Origin of the sequence: Bradyrhizobium sp. WSM3983 (assembly GCF_000473045.1) — a bacterium.
In the GTDB taxonomy this organism is placed as follows: Bacteria; Pseudomonadota; Alphaproteobacteria; order Rhizobiales; family Xanthobacteraceae; genus Bradyrhizobium.
The window spans coordinates 64452-82849 of sequence record NZ_AXAY01000023.1 but is presented as its reverse complement, the minus strand read 5'-3'; the positions used below and the strand labels follow the sequence as shown (position 1 = coordinate 82849).

Below are 18398 nucleotides of genomic sequence, written 5' to 3'. Positions count from 1 at the left end.
CGTGGCTGATCGCGCAATCCGATCAAGGGTCGTTCGGGCGGTCTTGGCGCATCGCCAGTGCCCGCTCCACACATTCGAGCAGCCGCGGCTCATCGAATGGCTTGCTCAAAAAATCGATCGCCCCAGCCCGCATCGCGCGTTCTCGAATCCGATCCTCCGGGAATGCCGTGATGAAGATCATCGGAGTGTTATGGCCGTTGGCAATCAGATACTCCTGCAGCTCAACGCCGCTCATACCGGGCATCTCCACGTCGGCAATAAGGCACGATGTTTCAAGCAGTCGCGGCGACGACAGGAATTCCTTGGCCGAAGCAAACGCATGGGCTGAGAATCCCAGTGACCTCAACAATCTTGCGGTCGCGGTACGCACCGAAGCATCGTCGTCCACGACCGAAATTATAGGCCCATCAGTCACGCGACTTACCTTTGTTCGAGGGGAAGACGACCGAGATCGCACCCCCGATAGACGGCGCCGCCTGAGCGTATGATAAGGCTGATTTGAGAGATGAGAACTATACTCAGGTATCGAAGGACCGTACCTCAGTGCTGGAGCGTCGGAGGCTTTACTCCAAGGGCTTCAGCCATCCTGACCAGATCGGCCACTGATCTGGCTTCCATCTTCTTCATGATATGGCTACGGTGCACTTTCACCGTGATCTCGCTCAGATTGATCTGAGCCGCGATTTGCTTGCTCATCAACCCGCTGGCGACAAGGGCCATGATTTCGCGCTCGCGAGCGGTAAGGGATGCAAAGTGCGCCCTCATGTCCGCGATCGCATGTTCATTTTCGCGGCGCTTCTTGTCGCGCTGGATCGCCGCGGCGACGGCATCCAGAAGGTCCTGGTCACGGAACGGTTTGGTGAGGAAATCGATGGCACCAGCCTTCATGGCTCGCACTGACATGGGAATATCGCCGTGTCCCGTAATGAACACGACCGGAATAGGAAGCGCGGCCTCTGCCAATCCGGCCTGGAAATCAAGACCACTCAGCCCAGGCAGTCGGATATCGAGCACGAGACAAGCCGGAGCGTCCGGCCGCTCGGCCTGCAAGAACTCCTGGGTCGACGCGAATACTTCAACCTTCAACTGGACCGAATAGAACAGCCGTGCGAGCGCCTCACGCATTGACGCATCGTCATCGATGACGAAGACGGTCGGCTGGTCCGTGCTTCCAGCCGGCTTCGTTGATGAATTATGCTGCCTCATCCTGGTTCTTCACCATCTGGAGCCGGTCCCGATTGAAGCAAATCACAATAGCTCAGCGGCTCGACCGAGCTGAGGTCATATTGTAACGGAATCCGCTGGACAGGCAAATCCCGCACGCTCTGTCGCCCCTTCGCCCGCGCCTGCCAAGCCAATCCCAGCCTTCCCGCGAGGTTAAACGAGCGGTATGGTTGAGGACATTCCGCCTCCGGAGCGAAAACTGTCAGGAGGCTTTGGTCTTAGTGATCCTTGATGATGCGCGATCCACTTCAGGAGCTGCTGCGATTGTTGGTCGGCGTCCTCGCGCTCGCGGCACTGACCGCGCTGTGCTTTTGGCTCAACCTCGGCCTGGTCTCCGCGGGCTTCGCATATTTGATCCTGATTGTTCTGCTGTCGCTCTCCGGCGGCCTGATTTCGCTCATTGTTCTGTGCTTCGCTGCCGTTGCAACTCTCAACTATTTCTTTGCGCCTCCTGTTTTCTCCTTTCGAATCGATTATCCAGAAGACATCATCGCGTCGGCCGCCTTCCTGATCACCTCACTCGTCATCACCGGCCTCATAGCAAAGATGAGGACAGCACGAGATGAGCTTGTGCAGATCCTGGACGGATTACCCGCGCTCATCTGGAACATGTCACCGGATGGCGCGGCTGATTTCTTCAATGATCGCTTCCGGAACTACACTGGTTTCTCCGAGCAGCAGTTGCGGCACCTGGGGTGGCTAAACGCAGTACATCCGCATGATCACCTCCTTGAGGAGTGGAGCGCCGCGTTCGCGACTGGAAAGCCGTTCGAAAAGGAACTACGCATTCGAAGCGCTGGCGGCGAATATCGTTGGTTCTTTGTCCGCGCGGTGCCGATCTTAAGCGAACGAGGAAGGATCTTAAGATGGTGCGCCAGCGCGGGCGACATCCAGGACCGCAGGCGGGCGCTCGAGGCCTTGCGCGATAGCGAAGAGCTGTGGCGCGCCGTATTCGAGCACAATCCCACAATGTATTTCATGCTAGATGCGGCCGGAACCGTGCTTTCGGTCAATCCGTATGGCGCCAACCAGTTGGGCTACGACGTCCGTGATCTGACAGGCCGTTCCGTGCAGGAGGTGTTTCATGAAACTGATTGGCCGATAGTTCAGCGCAAGGCCGCCATGTGCATGGAACAGCTTGGTGAGCCGACAAGCTGGGAGGCGCGAAAGCGGCGCAAAGACGGAACCATCCTGTGGGTACGCGAAACGGCCAAGGGTATGCTAATCAAACAGCAGCCGGTACTCTTGGTCGTCTGCGAGGATGTCACCGATCGCAAACGCGCCGAATATCTGGCTCAACATGTCTTTGACACGTTACCAGACGTCGTATCCGTGATCGGTAAGGATTACCGATATCGACGATCCAATCGGGCACATCAGCGAGTTTGGGGACTAACCGCCGACAAGCTCATCGGGATGCACGTTGCCGATGCCATGGGAGGGGACGCGTTCGAGCAACTGGCCAAGCCGAATTTGGATCGGTGCTTTGCTGGAGAAGAGTTCAACTTCAGTCAATGGTTCGATGGCCCCACCGGCCGAAGATACTGGGTCGTGACCTATTCACCGCTCCAGCTCGAAACAGACGCGGTCGACAGCGCGCTTGTATTGGCGCGCGACCTGACGGATCACATGCTGGCCTCCGAAGCCGTACGGGAGGCCCAGGCCGAACTTGCGCATGCAAATCGAGTGGCGACAGTCGGTCAACTAACCGCCTCTGTTGCGCATGAGGTCAATCAGCCCGTTGGAGCGCTGGTCACGAACGCCCATGCCGCCTTGCGCCTGCTCAGCGCAACGCCTCCTGATCTGGAGCTGTCGTCCAGGGCGCTCGAGGATATCATCAAAGACGGGCGCAGGGTCAGCGAAGTCATCAACCGGATCCGCGCATTGGTCAAAAAGACGCCAGCGCAGATCGACAAGTTGGATATCAACGAGGTGATCACCGAGACGATGGCCCTGACCCGCGGCGAGATTATCAAGAACCGGATATCACTGGAGGCAGACCTTGCATCCAATTTGCCGTTCGTTCGCGGAGATCGGATACAGCTGCAACAAGTCGTCATGAATTTGGTGATGAATGCTGTCGAGGCCATGAGCAATGCCGACGACGACGGACGAGAGTTGCAGATTAGCTCCGCAAAGGACCGAGAGGACGGCATCTCGCTCACAGTTCGCGACTCCGGTCCGATATTGCGCCCAGAAGCTCTGGACCGGTTCTTTGAGCCTTTCTACTCCACCAAAACCAGCGGGATGGGTATCGGACTATCGATCTGCCATTCAATAGTTGACGCACACGGCGGCCGCATTTGGGCCACTGCGAATGATAGCCGAGGCGCTACGCTTCACATCGTCCTGCCGGCGTTGCGGGAATCTGCGCCTCGAGATGTTTCGTGACCCCACAACCGTTCCCCACGGTCGGACGTCGCCTGGCCTGCACATTCACCCTAAGCTTCGGCGGTACTGCGTGGGAGTGATCCCTGTCGTCTGCCGAAATGCTGCCGAAAATGAGCTCGTCTCGCTGAACCCCAGTGCGAGCCCGACGTCAGTCACTGACTGTTTCGGATCTCCCAGCAATGCTTTGGCGCGTTCGATACGTCGATAGATGTGGTACCGGTGTGGTGGCATGCCGAATGACTGCTTAAATGCGCGGCAGAAATAGTAAGAGCTCAGACGAGCGAGAGCCGCCAACGCAGCGAGCGAGATGGGCTCGGCCAAGTGTTCCTCGATATAGCCGGTGACGGCGCGCTGCTGCCAGACGGCCAGCCCACCCCTCGCCAAAGGTTTGCGATCTGGAGAATGCCCGTGGTTTTGCATCAGCTCATGCGCGACGATCACCCCAAGCGCTTCACAATAACGTTCGTTTTCGCAGCCCTGGTCGATTGCTGCTGTGAGCTTGGCAGCGGCATCCCACAGCCCGCTATGTTCGAACAATAGTCGAGGTGCAAGTTGAGCATCCGGTGAATCCGCGTCGATCGCAGAAATCTTGTCCGGATCAAGATAGAAGCAGGTCATCCGACTGGGAACGCGGGGCTGCTGCCAATCATGGTATTCGTGACCGGCGGGCACAAAGGTGAGCTTGCGCTTGAGCGTTCGCAGCTTCGAAGGCGGCAGAGTCCGAACGAACGTCTCGCCGTAGTCACGAACGCCCTCTTCGTGGACAAGCAGCAGATGGCACGGTGCGCGGAATCGAAACTCGACCCTGTCATGTGCGACGCACCGGACGATCTCGACGGTGATCCCATCCCAGGCGATCGCCCGACGACTGACGGCATGAGCAGGAAATATCTCAAGGGCATGGCGACTGGCTTTATGGGTCCCGCGGTCACGGAGCTGCTCGCCGCGCCCGACGCGCGGCACGCGGTTGTTCTCGAGGAGCGGATGATCGATGCGCGGCAGCCTCGTCTCTTCCTGATGTTGGCGATTGTTTAGAACGGAGACTTCGGAGACGTCGGCGAGCCGCGCAGCGTTGACATCGAACGAGTAGGTCAGCATCGTTGCTCCCCTTATGCGGGTCCATGAGGCCCCTGCTCCTCGACAGTCGTAGGGTTACAACGGCGACCGCTCAATCGTAGCGAGGTTGACGCGACTGATTCGCTCGTTTCGGCCGCAGATACCCGGCGGTCGCGGCTCTCATACTTCGGTTGCCTGCCCTATACCTCGGTATGCAATGGAGGGAGATAATAGGCTACAGCGGGTCGATCGAATGACCTCGCGCAGAACAAGGGTGAGCACGCTCGCCAAATGGGGAGCGGCTATCTTCCTTCGACCACCGGGATAGTAAACTGAAAGACGGCGCCCTGGGGATCGGTCGGACTCGCCCACAGGCGTCCGCCATGGGCTTCGACGATCGAACGGCAGATCGACAAGCCGAGCCCCAAGCCGCTCGGCTTGGTCGTATAGAAAGACTCGAAGACGCGATCACGCATGGATGGCTCCAGTCCCGGACCCGAGTCTCGCACTCTCACGAGCACGCCGCCCGGCTCGATAGTGCCGCTGCTGACCAGTAATTCCCGCGGTCCCTCGCCGAGGCCGCTCATGGCCTCGATCGCATTGATGATCAAGTTCAGGAGGACCTGTTGCAGTTGGACGCGGTCCCCATGAACAATTGGCAAGCCGTTCGCGAGCTCCGCGTGAATGGAGACGCTATTCTTCACCGCCGCGCTACGGGTCAGTTCCAGCAGTTCACGAATCGCTTCGTTTATGTTCAAGCGATCCCGCCGGGGTGGCGCTTTTTTGATGAGATCCTGGATACGGCTGACGACCTCTCCTGCTCGATTGCCGTCTTTCAGCATGTCGTTGAGTATCTGTCGTACTTCATCCAGATCCACCGTTGGGGCGTCAAGAAAGCGCAATGCAGCTCGCGCGTTGGCGACCGTCGCGGCGATCGGCTGCTTCACTTCATGGGCGATCGAGGCCGTTAGCTGCCCCATGGCCGCAACGCGGTTTGCGTGCGCCAACTCCATCTGCACCTCGCGATATCGCCGCTCGCCCTCGTGCGCTTCGGCTTCAGCCTGTTTGCTCTCCGTAATGTCGCGTGAAACTGAGAGCAGTTGCTCGGGGTGGCCGTCCGCATTGCAGATCGGGGTGGTGATGACGTCCCACCAGCGCGGAGCCCCCTTGGCCGATGGACAGAACGCCTGAAATTTCCCAATTCCTCCAGCCCTTGCGGCGGCGATGGCTTCGCTGATCTTTGGGCGGTCTTCCGGCTGCCAGAAATCTACCCAGCAGGCATTCAGGTACGTCTGGATATTGTCTATTTCGAGCAGCCGCTGACCGCCGCTGCTCATGAACAGCAGGTTTCCATCCAGATCCAGCACCTTGATACAGTCCCTACTGCTCTCGATGATTCTCCGTTTTAGCTCTTCGCTCGCGCGCAGCTCGTCCTCGGCCCGTTTGCGCTCGGTCAAATCGAGTACGAAAGCGACACCTTGCCGTCCGCTTTCTTCGAAATCGGCCAGGCCGATCAGGACAGGCACGCGGCTGCCATCTTTCCTGAAAAACTCCTTCTCGAACGGGTGCAAGCGCCCGGTCCTAACGTACTCCGGCCCCCGTTGCACATCGCCTTCGAGCCATTCTTGCGGCATCAATTCCGTGCAACGCAATCGGCCCGCGGCGAGATCTTCGCGGTCATATCCCATGATGCGAAGAAACGCGTCATTGGCCTCGAGAATTCCACCTTCGACCTCCCAGATGAAGATGCCGATGATATTGGCGTCTACCAGGCGCCGGATTTTGGCTTCGCGCACTGTGAGATCGCGGTCCAAGTGGGCACGTTGAATCGCAACCCCCGCCAGATGGGTGATCTGTTCTATGATCTCCTGATCGCGCGGGCTAGGGCTCCGCGGCTCGCTATAATACATGGCGAAGGTGCCAATCACCTTGCCTTCTGAGGACATGATCGGCGTCGACCAGACGGCGCGCAGCGAAGGAAAGAGACGCACAGCGTCGCGAAGCTCGTCAAATGACGGGTCGGTCGTGATATCGGAAACGATGACTTGTCTGGCGAAATACGCCGCGGGCCCGCATGATCCGACCTTGGGTCCAACCGCGATTTTTCCCTCGACAGCCTCGACATAGGCTGGAGGAAGGCTCGGCTTCCCCACATGCCTCAGGCGGCCGTCCTCGACCAGAAGGATCGCAGTGAGCGCATCCCGAGTATGCTCTTCCACCAGCAGGCAGAGGCAATCGAGGATATAGGGAAGCGATTCCCCTTTGGCCACCATCTCGAGAATGCGATTCTCTCCAGCCAGCAGGGCCTCCGCCCGCTTGCGATCCTCGATGTCCGTCAGGATTTTATACCACCTCAGAATATTTCCTTGGTCGTCGCGGAGCGGGACGGCGCGCCCCAAGAACCAGCGGTATTCCCCATCGGCAGCGCAACGGAAACGCGCCTCACCTTCGAACGGTTCGCCGGTGGCCAGGGACTCACGCGATTTGTGCAAATATTGCTCAGCGTCTCCTGGATGAATTGCAGCCTGCCAGCCCGAACCCACGGTGTCCTGCGCAGACAGACCGCAATATTCGGCCCAACGCCTATTCGCAAATGCGTTGGAGCCGTCAGGCAACATCGTCCAGGCCATCACCGGAATGGTTTCGATGATGTCGAAAAGCTGCTTGTCACCCGGGCCTACGGCCTCACCAGCACCGTTCACCTTTTTAGGGGCGCCGTTCAAATGTCCAAGTAGCGCCGCACCGCCCAAGTGCGGCCGGCGTTCTTCCGTGCTGGTCAAATCGCGTTCTTCGACCTGGGAGGGCTCGCCGTTGGCCATCGTGTGTCAACCCCGCCGCGTCGCGTGTGAACTCCACGGCTCCAAACCAGCCTCGTTTTTCGCCCATGACAACGAATCGTACCCTTATCTGTGCGCCGGCCAGCGATAGCGAAACTCTGTTCGGTCGCGTCTCGTCGTGATTTCCCGCTGGCGCCGGGTTGGACGAGGCACCCGAATGATCGAGGGGATCGGAGACACCGTTCACACAACCAAGCTGCATTCGAGAGCAACGGGCCATGCCCACCTTCGATCTTACAGTATGCTCCAGGATGATATCGCAGCGTTTATAGATGAGAACTATACTTGGGTATCGGCCGGTGACCGGCTGCTCATGCGCCGGCCGGCCACGAAAAACCATGTGCTGAGACCTTCGCTACGTCAGGTTGAGGCGCGAGAGGGGCAATGACAGGATTGACGCGAGCTGCCTTGCCGAAGTGGGCGGTGTTAAAGGGGCGAGCGCCATACACCTTCGTATCGCTCCGTGACGCCTTTCGATGTCGGACAATAACCTACGTTCAATTGAGACACTGACGGCGATCGTCTTAGGCTGCATGCGTTGGACAAGCACACAGGGCTCATGAAGTGCTGTGAAAAAGGGATGATCGACGTACAGAGATACTAATGCCAAGGGAGACCACAATGCTCAACTGCTCTGAAACTCCTAGATCTGGCAGAGCCGCGCGATGCGCGGTTTGCGATGGCAAGTTTGGTCTCGTCCGACACTACTCGTGGCGAACTCCGCTTTGTTCCAAGACGTGCGTCGATCGCTTCAGAGCTCGCAGGGAAAGTGACCGCAATTGGGTGGGCTGGCTCAAGGTCTCATTCGACCAGGTGCTGGAGAACTGCGGGAGGATTCTATGAGCGTTCATGTTTCACAGCGAGGCAAGGAATATCTGGAGATAGCGCGGACTTTGCTCCGCGCTGCCCAAACCATGACCGACGCAGCGGTTGCCGGCCAGCTTAAGGCCCTTGCCGACGACTACCAAAGGCGAGCCGAGAAGGCCTCACATGTTGATGCGGCCAATGCTCATTGTAGCAAGGGGGTTGTCCTGTCGTGATTAAGATCATCGCCGTGCTCTGCAGTCTCTCCTCTCCGGCAAGCTGCCACGAGCAAATCGTCACCACCTCGGACTTCGCTGATGTCTCGATGCAGTCCTGCCTTATGGGCGCGCCGCAGCTCGCCCAGTGGATGAACCAGCATCCGACCGAACGCTTGGCGGCATGGCGCTGCGTGATTGGCAAACAGGATGGCAGGCCAGCTTAGGGCGGAGGGCAGCTCCACGGGATACTTTGAACCGCCCGCCGGGCAGTCCGCAGCACCTGTGCGGCAACAAAGGCTAAAGCTGGAAGAAGTGCGCGTGCCAGCCGGCAAGCGACCCTTTTCGGCCAATCATGCCCCTCCTAATTCCGCCAGCACATTGGCCGGCGTAAACGGCACAGAGCGCAGCCGCACGCCCGTTGCCTCGAAAACGGCACCGGCAATCGCCGAGGGCACGACCGCGCAGGCCGGCTCCCCGCCACCCCAAGGGACCTCTTCCGGCCGATCGATCAGGTCGATCACGACCTCAGGGATTTCCGGAAAGGTCAGGATGGGATAGCTCGCCCAATCGAGGCTTGTGACCATCGACCGATCGAATGTTACCTGCTCCTTCAAGGTGCGGCTCACCGTCTGAACGATGCAGCCTTCGATCTGATTCCGCAGCCCGTCAGGATTGATGATTTGTCCGCAATCATGCGCGACATAGAAGCGCTTGACCGCAAGTTGTCGGGTCTTGCGGTTGACCTCGACCTCGGCGACTGCGCCGACGTAGGTGCGGACCAGTTCGTATTTGACATAGGCAAGCCCGCGTCCCGTCACGATGTTCGCACCACGATCGCTTTTCGGGCGCTCACGCCATTTGCTCAATTTAGCGAGCCGCTCGAGAAGCTCCTTGCCGCGATCGTCGGTGAGATATCTCAGCCGGATATCGAGCGGATCGGTATCAGTTGCGGCGGCGATCTCGTCTAGAAAGGACTCATTCGAAAACGTGTTCTGCAACCGGCCGGGTGAGCGGATCCAGGCCGGCCGTAGCGGTGTCGATGCCAACCGGTGGGCGGTCGTCGTGACATTCGGAAAGACGTACGGGACTGCCAGGTCGTTCAACACCCCACCGGGGCTCAGTTTGCCGAGACTATCGAGTCCGGCAAGTTCGGAGCCGACCAGCGTTACGAAACCAGCGGTTCCATCCGGAACGCAGAGCTCGGATTCCCAGGCTGCCACGCCCCCAACGTTATCGATCGCGGCCCGCATATCGAGAAGCGTAGGTGGTCCTTTTGGGTCCCAGCCGTGCTCGTCCGCACGCATCCATTGCACACGGACCGGCTTGCCGACCGCGCGCGACAGCAGAGCCGCGTCGGCCGCAGCATCCTCATGTCCATTGCGGCCGTAGCACCCCGCCCCTTCAACATAGATGCAGCGCACGTCTGAATCGGGGATCGCGAGCGTGGCGGCGAGTTGCTTGCGCAGGTCGTGCGTTGCTTGCGAAGCAGTCCAGCACGTCAGCTTACCTTCGGCGAAAATTGCCACGGAGCAGGAGGGGCCGATGGAGCCATGGGTATGGATGGCGAATTCGTAGGTTGCAGCAAGTTTGCTTGCTGTGCTTGCGAGCGCAAAACGAGAATCGCCAGTGCGGCTGGTGACATCATCGCGCACGACCGGGGTGCTGCGCACGTGCTGCCAAATTCTGCTTTGGTCCGGCAACCCCTCCCACTTGGACCAGGTCACCGCCAATTGCTGGGCGGCCTTGATTGCGCTCCACTCGCTTTTCGCAACGACGCCGAGGAAGTTGTTGATGCGGACGACCTTCACGATGCCGGGAATGTCAGCGACTGACGATTCGTTATAGGAAACGAGTGTGGCACCGAATCCGGACGGGCGTACCACGCGGCCGTGTAACATGTCCGGCAGCTTAAAATCCTGCATGAAGGTGAAGCGGCCGTTGACTTTGTCAGGAATGTCCAGCCGGGGCACGGATTTGCCGACGATCGTGTAAGCGTGGGGAGACTTTTCCTGCACGTCTTTGGTGATATCGATGGCCAACGTCGTGCCGTCAACGAACTCGCCGATCGGCAGCCGCTTGCCATTTTTGGCCGTTATGACGCCCTCGTGAAGCGACAACGTTGAAATATCCTGCCGCAGACGGGCGGCTGCTCGACGGAGGACAGCCCAGCGCGCGGTCGCGGCGGCCCGGCGCAACTGCATGCCGCCGTTCTGAATCGAGAGACTTCCTGACGTCACGCCCTGGTCGGGAGTTAGCGCGGTGTCGCCCTCGACGAGCGAGACGTGGCTCATCGGAACGTCAAGCTCCTCGGCGACGATCTGGGTCAGCGCCGTCCGCACCCCGGTGCCGAGATCGACCTTGCCGGAATAGACGGTGATATGGCCGTCCCGCGTGATGGCCAGAAAGCCATCGACCCGATCCGGCGAGACGGTTTTCGGTCCAGAAGCAGGCTTGGCAGTGCTCGAAGATAGCGGCAGGCAAAAGCTGACAACGAGCGCACAGCCTGCTTGCAGCAACGAGCGTCTATCGATCTGGTTCATGGGCCTGCCTCAAGTGCCAGCGGCGCGCAGGACCGCGCGCACGATGCGCAGGTGCGTGCCGCAACGGCATAGATTGTTCGCCAATTCGGCTTTGACCTCTCCTTCATTCGGCTTTGGGTTGCGCGCCAGAAGCGCGGCGGACTGCATGATCATCCCGTTGATGCAGTAACCGCACTGCAGAGCCTGTTCCTGGACGAAGGCCTCCTGAAGCGGATGCGGCTTTGCGTTCGTGCCGAGCCCCTCGAGCGTGACGATCTTGCCCTTGACCGCGGACAATGGGGTGACGCACGAGCGGATCGCCGCTCCATCAACATGCACAGTGCAGGCGCCGCACTGGCCGAGACCGCAGCCGAAACGCGGGCCATGCAGGCCGAGTTCATTTCGCAAGACGTAGAGCAGTCGTGTGTCGGGGTCATCGACGGCTACCGAGACGGTACTGCCGTTCACGTTCAGGGCCGTTGTCGCCACAGTCTCTTCCTTTTGCTTGTCCCCATCGAGATGAGGGAATGCGGCCGGCCACCGCGCTGCGGAGGCCAGCCGCGCCCAAGTCGGTTGCGACACGGGGGCGGGAGGAGACAACCGACCAACCGAGACCTATCTATCGGTTGAACTAATGACTTTAGCGTTTTTGCCGCATTCGGCTTGGTCTTGCGCAATTTCACTATTGCACCGACGTCAATCAATCGCGTGCCACGGCTGCTGATCGCAAGGGCAAGAACGGCACACTGCAGCAAGCCGCGCCAAGCAAATTCGGGACGGGCCACCTAGATTGGCACTGCAATGCCACTCGCGAGGTACTTAAAATGCGAAAACCGATGGACTCAGTCATTCCTGGCCTCGCCGTTGCTACGGTAGTCGGCACAACCCTGGTTGCCCTGCCGGCCGTGGCCGCCGGAGACGCTGCCGCGGGAAAGCAGGTATTCGCGCGCTGCGCCGGATGCCATGCCACGACGCCAGGCGAGAACAAGATCGGCCCGTCCTTGGCCGGCGTTTTTGGCCGCAAGAGCGGGTCCGAGCCCGGCTACAACTATTCGCCGGGGCTGAAGGCGGCGAACATCACATGGGACGAACATACTCTCGATCAGTTCCTCGCCAATCCCGCGGCCGATGTCCATGGCACCAAGATGTTCGTCAACCTTCCGCAAGCGGCAGACCGCGAGAATGTCATCTCCTACTTGGAGACCCTAAAGTGAGCACGAATGACAAAGATTGAAGTCAGCATCGGAATAGTCGCCGCGCTGTTCTGCACGTCAGCCCACGGACAAACCGTCAAAGTCCTGCGCCTTGATCAGGCTGGAGCCCAGAGAGTCCTGCAGGCCGCCGAGACGACAGCGCAACAGCGGAATGCGCCCTCCGTTGTCGCAGTTGTTGACCCCGCCGGCGATCTGCTTGCATTCCAGCGAATGGACGGGGTCCGCCCGGCAAGCGTGGATCTCGCCATCGGGAAGGCGCGAACGGCTGCGCGGCTGCAAAGACCGACGGTGGAGATCGAGGACAGCATCAACCGGGGCCGGACGGCATTCGTCACCACCGGCGTCATGGCGTTGCGCGGCGGCATGCCGATACGCGTGAATGGCGAAGTCGTGGGCGCAGTCGGTGTTGCTGGCTTGAGCAAGGAGACCGACACCGACATCGCGAACACCGCTGCAGCGGTTCTCAGCCCCTCGTCTGCCGCACCTCAGCACAATTGAGAGAGCTGCCGTTGAGCGCGGACAGCGACGTGACGTGGATTCGATGCACGCGTGACTACCGCTGCATGTACCCGTCACTGAGCGTCTGCATGAAGCTGACCAGTGCATCCTCCTCCTCGTCGGAAAGACCTAAGCGTCCGACGAACTTCGTGTTCATGTTGCGGGTGGATTCCGGGGCCGGCCAGCACGCAATCCCCTCGCCCGGGTCGTTGCGACCGCAGCGTGGCAGCACGTCGCGCGTGTTGTAGAAATGCACGATCGACTTGAGACTGGTGAAATAGCCGTTGTGACCGTAAGCCTTGATGAAGTCCGGGTAAGGCCTCTTGTCGACGTTGCGCAGCGTCGGGACCTGAAAGCGGCCGACATTCTCCGGCGCGAGCGGGGCCCAGCGCGCATCGACGGATGATGGTTGGCTGAGCAGATGATCGGCAGCGAGAAAGCCGGCGACGCCCGGATCCACATAGGATGAGCCTGCGGGATTGGCGCGATAGCCACGTGCGTCCGGTTGCTGTTCGGCGTAGTACGGAAGCCGCGGATTTGCGGGAGTGCCGATGTTGCTCGCTGTGAAATCGGTGAACAGCGGATCTTCGCCAGGCCCGCCATCGCGGTGGCAATTGTTGCATTGCCCTTTGCCGCGGAACAACGCGTAACCCGCCTGCTCCTGCGGCGTAAACTGCGCCTTTCCCGCCTGCACCGCATCGAACTTGGAAGTAAACGCCGTCACCTCCGCCGATGCTTCATAGCCGGCGATGGACTGCGCCATCTGGTCGAACGTTGTCGCGGCCCGGCCGCGATCTATCGGCGTCAGGTGAACCGGTATCGGATCGTTCGTAGGAGGTGGACCTGGTTGACTGCACACCTGCTCCACGTCACTGGGCCACTGGATAGCAAATGCCTGTAGACCCCAGACGGCCTCGAACAGGCCGCGATAGGGCCGTTGGGCGGCTCGATATACCGCACAAGCGACATCGGGCAGGCCCATCTCGACGGGATTGGTCGGTGGCCCCTCTGCCTGTTCGGCCGCCGGGTTACCCAATCGGCGGCCCGTTGCGCGCATGTCCCAAAAATTGCCGCCGACGAGATCGCCCTGGCCAGGATTGTAATGCAGCACGGGCGAGAGCGGCGCGTAGGCGTGCGATTGCGGCTTCCGATTGCTGAATCGGGTGCGCACCGAACCCGGATAGGAGGCGGTCGTACGATTGAGCTCGGACACCGGCCCGGTGAAGCCCGTCTCAGGTGTATGACAAAACGCACACGCCTCATTGTGATTCACCGACAGCTCCTTGTCATAGAGCATCAACTTGCCGAGCAGTTCGACCTGCTGCACCTGATTATCAGGTGGCGCCGCCAGCCGCTGGAGGCTTTCTGCTTCTATGCGGTCGATCTCGGCCTCAACCCGCGCAATTTCCTTCAAGACGGCCGGCGAAAGCGTCGTGTCTGTCTCCTGCGCCCACACGACCGCAGCCCCGGCAGTCGTAAGCACCACAATCGCCGCCCTGATCGAGACGTTCATCCGGCGTGATCTCGCAAATACAATGTCCATTCTCCTACCGTTCTCTGCGACGCCGGGACGGAACGCTTGTTGGTAATTGTTTCAATCACCGAGTTCTTGCCTGAAACAGCCCAGACGGCGATCCGCGCGAGGAAGCTGTCTCAGTTCAGAACGAGCGAATCGCAGCAATCGCAATCAACAAAAGACAAGGGCTCTCAAGTTGATTTTCGCCGCGGCGACTAGCTTTGGGCATGTCGTCAACATCGGCTGCTCATATGCAACAAGTCAAGATCAACGGCGCCTTGCACAATATCGATGCCGATCCGCAGATGCCTTTGCTTTGGGCGATCCGCGACATTCTCGGGTTGGCCGGCACCAAATTCGGCTGCGGCATCGGGGCGTGTGGCGCATGCACCGTGCACATGGACGGACAGGCGGTGCGCTCTTGCGTGACGCCGTTGTCGGCCGCCGCCGGGCATGAGATCGTCACGATCGAAGGACTAAGCTCCGATGGCACCCACGCCGTCCAGCGCGCGTGGCGCGCCAACAATGTGCCCCAGTGCGGCTACTGCCAGCCGGGCCAGATCATGCAGGCCGCGGCTCTCCTCAAGGAGACGCCAAAGCCGACGGATCAGCAGATCACCGATGCCATGTCCGGCAACATTTGCCGCTGTGGCACATACGTGCGGATCCGCGCCGCGATCAAGTCAGCCGCGGAGACAATCTGATGACGAGGGTCGTAAATCTCAGCCGGCGCGAAGTCATCGCGGGCGGCGCCACTGGCCTCGTTCTCGGTTTCACAATGGGATTCGGCAATTTTCCGGCTCTCGCGGCGCATGCTCATGCGAGCGAGGTTTTTGAACCCAACGTCTACCTGATGATCGATCAGACCGGTTTGGTGACAATTGTCGCGCATCGGTCGGAGATGGGCACGGGAATCAAGACCGGATTGCCGATGGTGCTCGCCGATGAGCTTGGCGCCGACTGGAGCCGCGTCAGGATCGTGCAAGCCCAGGGCGATCCGAAATATGGCGACCAGAACACTGATGGCTCCCGCAGCATGCGGCAATTCTATCAGCCGATGCGCGAAGCGGGCGCGTCAGCCCGGCAGATGCTCGAGGCGGCGGCTGCCCGTGTCTGGAACGTCAACGCAAACGATTGCCAGGCGCGCAATCACGTGATCGTTCACGTTCCAACGGGTCGGCAGCTGTCGTTCGGCGATGCCGCCAAGATGGCGGCGACAATGGAGATCGCGCCACTCGATCACATGGAATTGCGTTTCACGGCGGCGGACGAACGGCGCTACGTCGGCAAACCCGTTCCCATAGTCGATCTCGACGCAATCACGCGTGGCACGGCGACCTATGGCATCGACGTCACCCTTCCCGGGATGAAGTACGCGTCCGTGGAGCGCTGTCCGGTCTATGGCGGCAAAGCCTTGCACTTCGACGCCACGGACGCGCTGAAAGTCTTCGGTGTCGAGCAGGTGGTGGAGATTCCGGCCACCCCTATTCCGTCCGGCTTCTATCCCCTCGGCGGCATTGCCGTCATCGCCAGCAATACCTGGTCGGCGCAGCAGGGCCGCGCAAAGCTGAAGATCACCTGGGATTTTGGCGCCAATGCCGATCACGATACGACGACTTATCGGGCTGAGCTTGAGGCAACGGCGAAGCAGCCCGGACGGGTCGTGCGCAGCCAAGGCAACGTCGACGCCGCCCTCGGCGAGGCCCATCGCCGCATCTCGGCGGATTATTTTGTGCCCTATTACGCGCATGCACCGATGGAAGTGCCGAACGCCGTCGCCCACTTCGCCGATGGGAAGTGTGAGATCTGGGCGCCCACGCAATTTCCGCAATCCGCACGTACGACCGCCTCCCAGGTCCTCGGCGTGCCGTTCGAAGACGTCACGGTCAACGTAACGCTGCTGGGAGGCGCATTCGGCCGTAAATCCAAATCCGACTACGTGGCCGAGGCAGCACTGCTGTCACGTCGCATCGGCGCGCCGGTCAAGGTCACCTGGACGCGCGAGGACGAGATCCAGCACGACTATTATCACGCGATTTCTGCCCAGCACCTCGAAGCCGGGCTCGACGCCGAGGGACGCCCGTCCGCCTGGCTGCACCGAACCGTCTTTCCGGCCATCGAATCGACCTTCCAGCCGGACGTCACATACGGCAGCGCCGGTGAGCTGCAGCAGGGCGTGACCGACATGCCCTACGCGATCGCCAACGTCCGCTGCGAAAACGGCCCGGTCGCCAACCACGTCAGAATCGGCTGGTATCGGTCGGTCTACAACATTCCCCATGCGTTCGCCGTGTGCTCGTTCGCCGATGAGCTCGCACACGCGGCCGGCAAAGACCCGCTCGACTATCTGCGCGATCTGTTGGGCGAGCCGCGCAAGCTCGACTTCGCCGCCATGCATGTCAACTATCCCAACTACGGAGCATCGCTCGATACGTATCCGGTCGACACCGGCCGACTGCGAGGTGTCCTTGACCTGGTCGCGCGCAACAGTGGATGGGGCAGCAGCCTGCCGCCACGGCACGGACGCGGCATCGCCGTCCACCGCAGCTTCCTGAGCTACGCGGCAGCGGTTGTGCAGGTCGCCGTCGGCAACGACGGCCAACTCACCATTCCCAGGGTGGATATCGGCCTCGATTGCGGTCTCGTCGTCAATCCGGACCGTGTGCGCGCCCAGCTCGAAGGCGCAGTGATCATGGCCATCAGCAACGCGCTCTACAGCAATATCAGTATCAAGCAGGGGCGCATCGAGCAGGGCAATTTCAGCGATTACCTGGTCGCTCGTACCGATATCGCGCCTGAAACTCACGTCCACCTCGTCGAGAGCGACGAGCCTCCAGGCGGGGTTGGAGAGCCCGGCGTGCCGCCGGTCGCGCCAGCCATCTGCAACGCGATTTTTGCCGCAACCGGGAAGCGGATTCGTGCGCTGCCGATCGACCCTGCGCAACTGAAGGTCACCTGACAGGCGGAACGGCCGCTTCGGTCAAAGGGGACCGAACAGGCATCGAGTAAGGAGCAAGCTTATGCCTGATGAAGCCAAGACACTCGAAAACAAGACACCCGACTACAAGGCTCCGGCGAGCACGCCTGTCGGTATCGGCATGGAGCGCGCCGAAATCCGGGGAACGCCGCTCCAGGTCTCACGGGTCGCGCTAGGGACGTGGGCCATCGGGGGCTGGATGTGGGGCGGCACCGATGAAGCGGAATCGATCAAGACAATTCAAGGCGCGATCGAGCACGGCATCAACATCATCGACACTGCGCCCGCCTACGGGTTCGGCCGTTCCGAAGAAATTGTCGGCAAGGCACTCGCAGACGGTGGTCTGCGCTCCCGTGTGCAGATCGCCACAAAGGTCGGATTGGAATGGAAGGACGGGCACGTATTCCGCAATGCCAGCCGCGCGCGGATCCTGCGGGAATTGAAGGATTCTCTTCGTCGGCTTCAGACCGACTACATCGATATATACCAGATCCACTGGCCGGATCCGTTGATCACGATCGAGGAGACCGCCGAGGCGATGCGCGACCTGTACGAACAGGGAACAATCCGCGCAATCGGCGTCAGCAACTTCTCGGTCCTGCAGATGGAGCAGTTCCGGCGAATTGCGCCACTTCACGTGCTGCAGCCGCCCTTCAATTTGTTTGAGCGCGGCATCGAGACCGATATCCTGCCCTATTGCCGCGAGAACAACATTGCGACCTTCGGGTATGGCGCGCTGTGCCGTGGTCTCCTCTCCGGCCGAATGCGGCCGGACAGCAAATTCGAAGGGGATGACCTCCGACGAATCGATCCGAAATTCCAGCAGCCACGCTTTGCGCAATATCTTGCGGCCGTCGAGCAGCTCGATCTATTCGCGCAGCGACGCTTCGGCAAGCGAGTGATCCACCTGGCCATCCGGTGGATGCTCGACCAGGGCGTCACGACGGCGCTCTGGGGGGCGCGCAATCCGGCGCAACTTCTCCCGGTCGACGAGGTGAGCGGCTGGCATCTGGATGAGACAGACGGAGCGGACATCGATCGCATCCTGCACGAAACGATTACCGATCCGATCGGCCCGGAGTTCATGGCGCCGCCGGCACGGAGTTCTGCCGCGCACTAGGCCCAAGGACCCAAGCGTGGCGGT

Annotated in this window: 15 protein-coding genes; 8 read left to right on the top strand and 7 right to left on the bottom strand. The window is 60.4% G+C overall.

Annotated features, from left to right (window positions below; genetic code table 11):
- Positions 1-22 precede the first annotated feature (22 nt).
- Together YUA_RS0127285 and YUA_RS0127280 are read right to left on the bottom strand one after the other, a co-directional pair.
- Entirely contained in the window at positions 23-388 is a 366-nt protein-coding gene (locus tag YUA_RS0127285) for a response regulator transcription factor (RefSeq protein ID WP_245285263.1), read from the bottom strand.
- Between the two features lie 152 nt (positions 389-540).
- Positions 541-1206 carry a response regulator transcription factor gene (locus tag YUA_RS0127280; RefSeq protein WP_027533562.1) on the bottom strand — a complete coding sequence of 222 codons (666 nt, stop codon included), beginning with the start codon at positions 1204-1206 and terminating at the stop codon, positions 541-543.
- A 249-nt stretch (positions 1207-1455) separates the two neighbouring features.
- Between YUA_RS0127280 and YUA_RS45135 the strand changes: the two genes are divergently transcribed.
- A complete protein-coding gene (locus YUA_RS45135; RefSeq protein ID WP_027533561.1) occupies positions 1456-3615 on the top strand; it encodes a PAS domain S-box protein in 2160 nt (719 codons plus the stop codon).
- 45 nt (positions 3616-3660) lie between these two features.
- Here the strand turns inward: YUA_RS45135 and YUA_RS48725 are convergent, their stop codons facing one another.
- Positions 3661-4713 carry a helix-turn-helix transcriptional regulator gene (locus YUA_RS48725; protein WP_084292894.1) on the bottom strand — a complete coding sequence of 351 codons (1053 nt, stop codon included), beginning with the start codon at positions 4711-4713 and terminating at the stop codon, positions 3661-3663.
- A gap of 260 nt (positions 4714-4973) precedes the next feature.
- Complete coding sequence (locus tag YUA_RS47080) at positions 4974-7490, bottom strand: PAS domain S-box protein (RefSeq protein ID WP_051383393.1); 2517 nt, start codon at positions 7488-7490, stop codon at positions 4974-4976.
- Between the two features lie 857 nt (positions 7491-8347).
- On the opposite strand from YUA_RS47080, the gene YUA_RS51205 reads away from it, so the two are divergent.
- Together YUA_RS51205 and YUA_RS0127250 are read left to right on the top strand one after the other, a co-directional pair.
- A complete protein-coding gene (locus YUA_RS51205; protein ID WP_027533559.1) occupies positions 8348-8548 on the top strand; it encodes a hypothetical protein in 201 nt (66 codons plus the stop codon).
- Positions 8545-8754, top strand: coding sequence for a hypothetical protein (locus YUA_RS0127250; protein WP_027533558.1), 210 nt, complete (start codon positions 8545-8547; stop codon positions 8752-8754). Before YUA_RS51205 ends, YUA_RS0127250 begins: the two co-directional genes overlap by 4 nt.
- A 126-nt stretch (positions 8755-8880) precedes the next feature.
- Here YUA_RS0127250 and YUA_RS0127245 read toward each other — a convergent pair whose 3' ends face one another.
- Positions 8881-11070: a xanthine dehydrogenase family protein molybdopterin-binding subunit gene (locus tag YUA_RS0127245; protein ID WP_027533557.1), complete on the bottom strand. Its 2190-nt coding sequence runs from the start codon at positions 11068-11070 to the stop codon at positions 8881-8883.
- 9 nt (positions 11071-11079) lie between these two features.
- Positions 11080-11538: a (2Fe-2S)-binding protein gene (locus YUA_RS0127240; RefSeq protein WP_027533556.1), complete on the bottom strand. Its 459-nt coding sequence runs from the start codon at positions 11536-11538 to the stop codon at positions 11080-11082.
- A 347-nt stretch (positions 11539-11885) separates the two neighbouring features.
- On the opposite strand from YUA_RS0127240, the gene YUA_RS0127235 reads away from it, so the two are divergent.
- Together YUA_RS0127235 and YUA_RS47540 are read left to right on the top strand one after the other, a co-directional pair.
- Positions 11886-12263 carry a cytochrome c family protein gene (locus tag YUA_RS0127235; protein ID WP_027533555.1) on the top strand — a complete coding sequence of 126 codons (378 nt, stop codon included), beginning with the start codon at positions 11886-11888 and terminating at the stop codon, positions 12261-12263.
- A gap of 6 nt (positions 12264-12269) precedes the next feature.
- Complete coding sequence (locus YUA_RS47540; RefSeq protein WP_084292893.1) at positions 12270-12761, top strand: heme-binding protein; 492 nt, start codon at positions 12270-12272, stop codon at positions 12759-12761.
- A 55-nt stretch (positions 12762-12816) separates the two neighbouring features.
- On the opposite strand, the gene YUA_RS0127225 is transcribed toward YUA_RS47540, so the two are convergent.
- A complete protein-coding gene (locus tag YUA_RS0127225) occupies positions 12817-14274 on the bottom strand; it encodes a cytochrome-c peroxidase (RefSeq protein ID WP_051383390.1) in 1458 nt (485 codons plus the stop codon).
- 254 nt (positions 14275-14528) lie between these two features.
- On the opposite strand from YUA_RS0127225, the gene YUA_RS0127220 reads away from it, so the two are divergent.
- The 3 genes from YUA_RS0127220 (at position 14529) to YUA_RS0127210 (ending at position 18374) form a co-directional block, all read left to right on the top strand.
- Positions 14529-14981: a (2Fe-2S)-binding protein gene (locus tag YUA_RS0127220; RefSeq protein WP_027533552.1), complete on the top strand. Its 453-nt coding sequence runs from the start codon at positions 14529-14531 to the stop codon at positions 14979-14981.
- Positions 14981-17236 carry a molybdopterin cofactor-binding domain-containing protein gene (locus YUA_RS0127215; RefSeq protein WP_027533551.1) on the top strand — a complete coding sequence of 752 codons (2256 nt, stop codon included), beginning with the start codon at positions 14981-14983 and terminating at the stop codon, positions 17234-17236. The genes YUA_RS0127220 and YUA_RS0127215 overlap by 1 nt, the downstream gene beginning before the upstream one ends.
- A 139-nt stretch (positions 17237-17375) precedes the next feature.
- Positions 17376-18374: an aldo/keto reductase gene (locus tag YUA_RS0127210; protein WP_027533550.1), complete on the top strand. Its 999-nt coding sequence runs from the start codon at positions 17376-17378 to the stop codon at positions 18372-18374.
- The last annotated feature ends 24 nt before the right edge of the window (positions 18375-18398 follow it).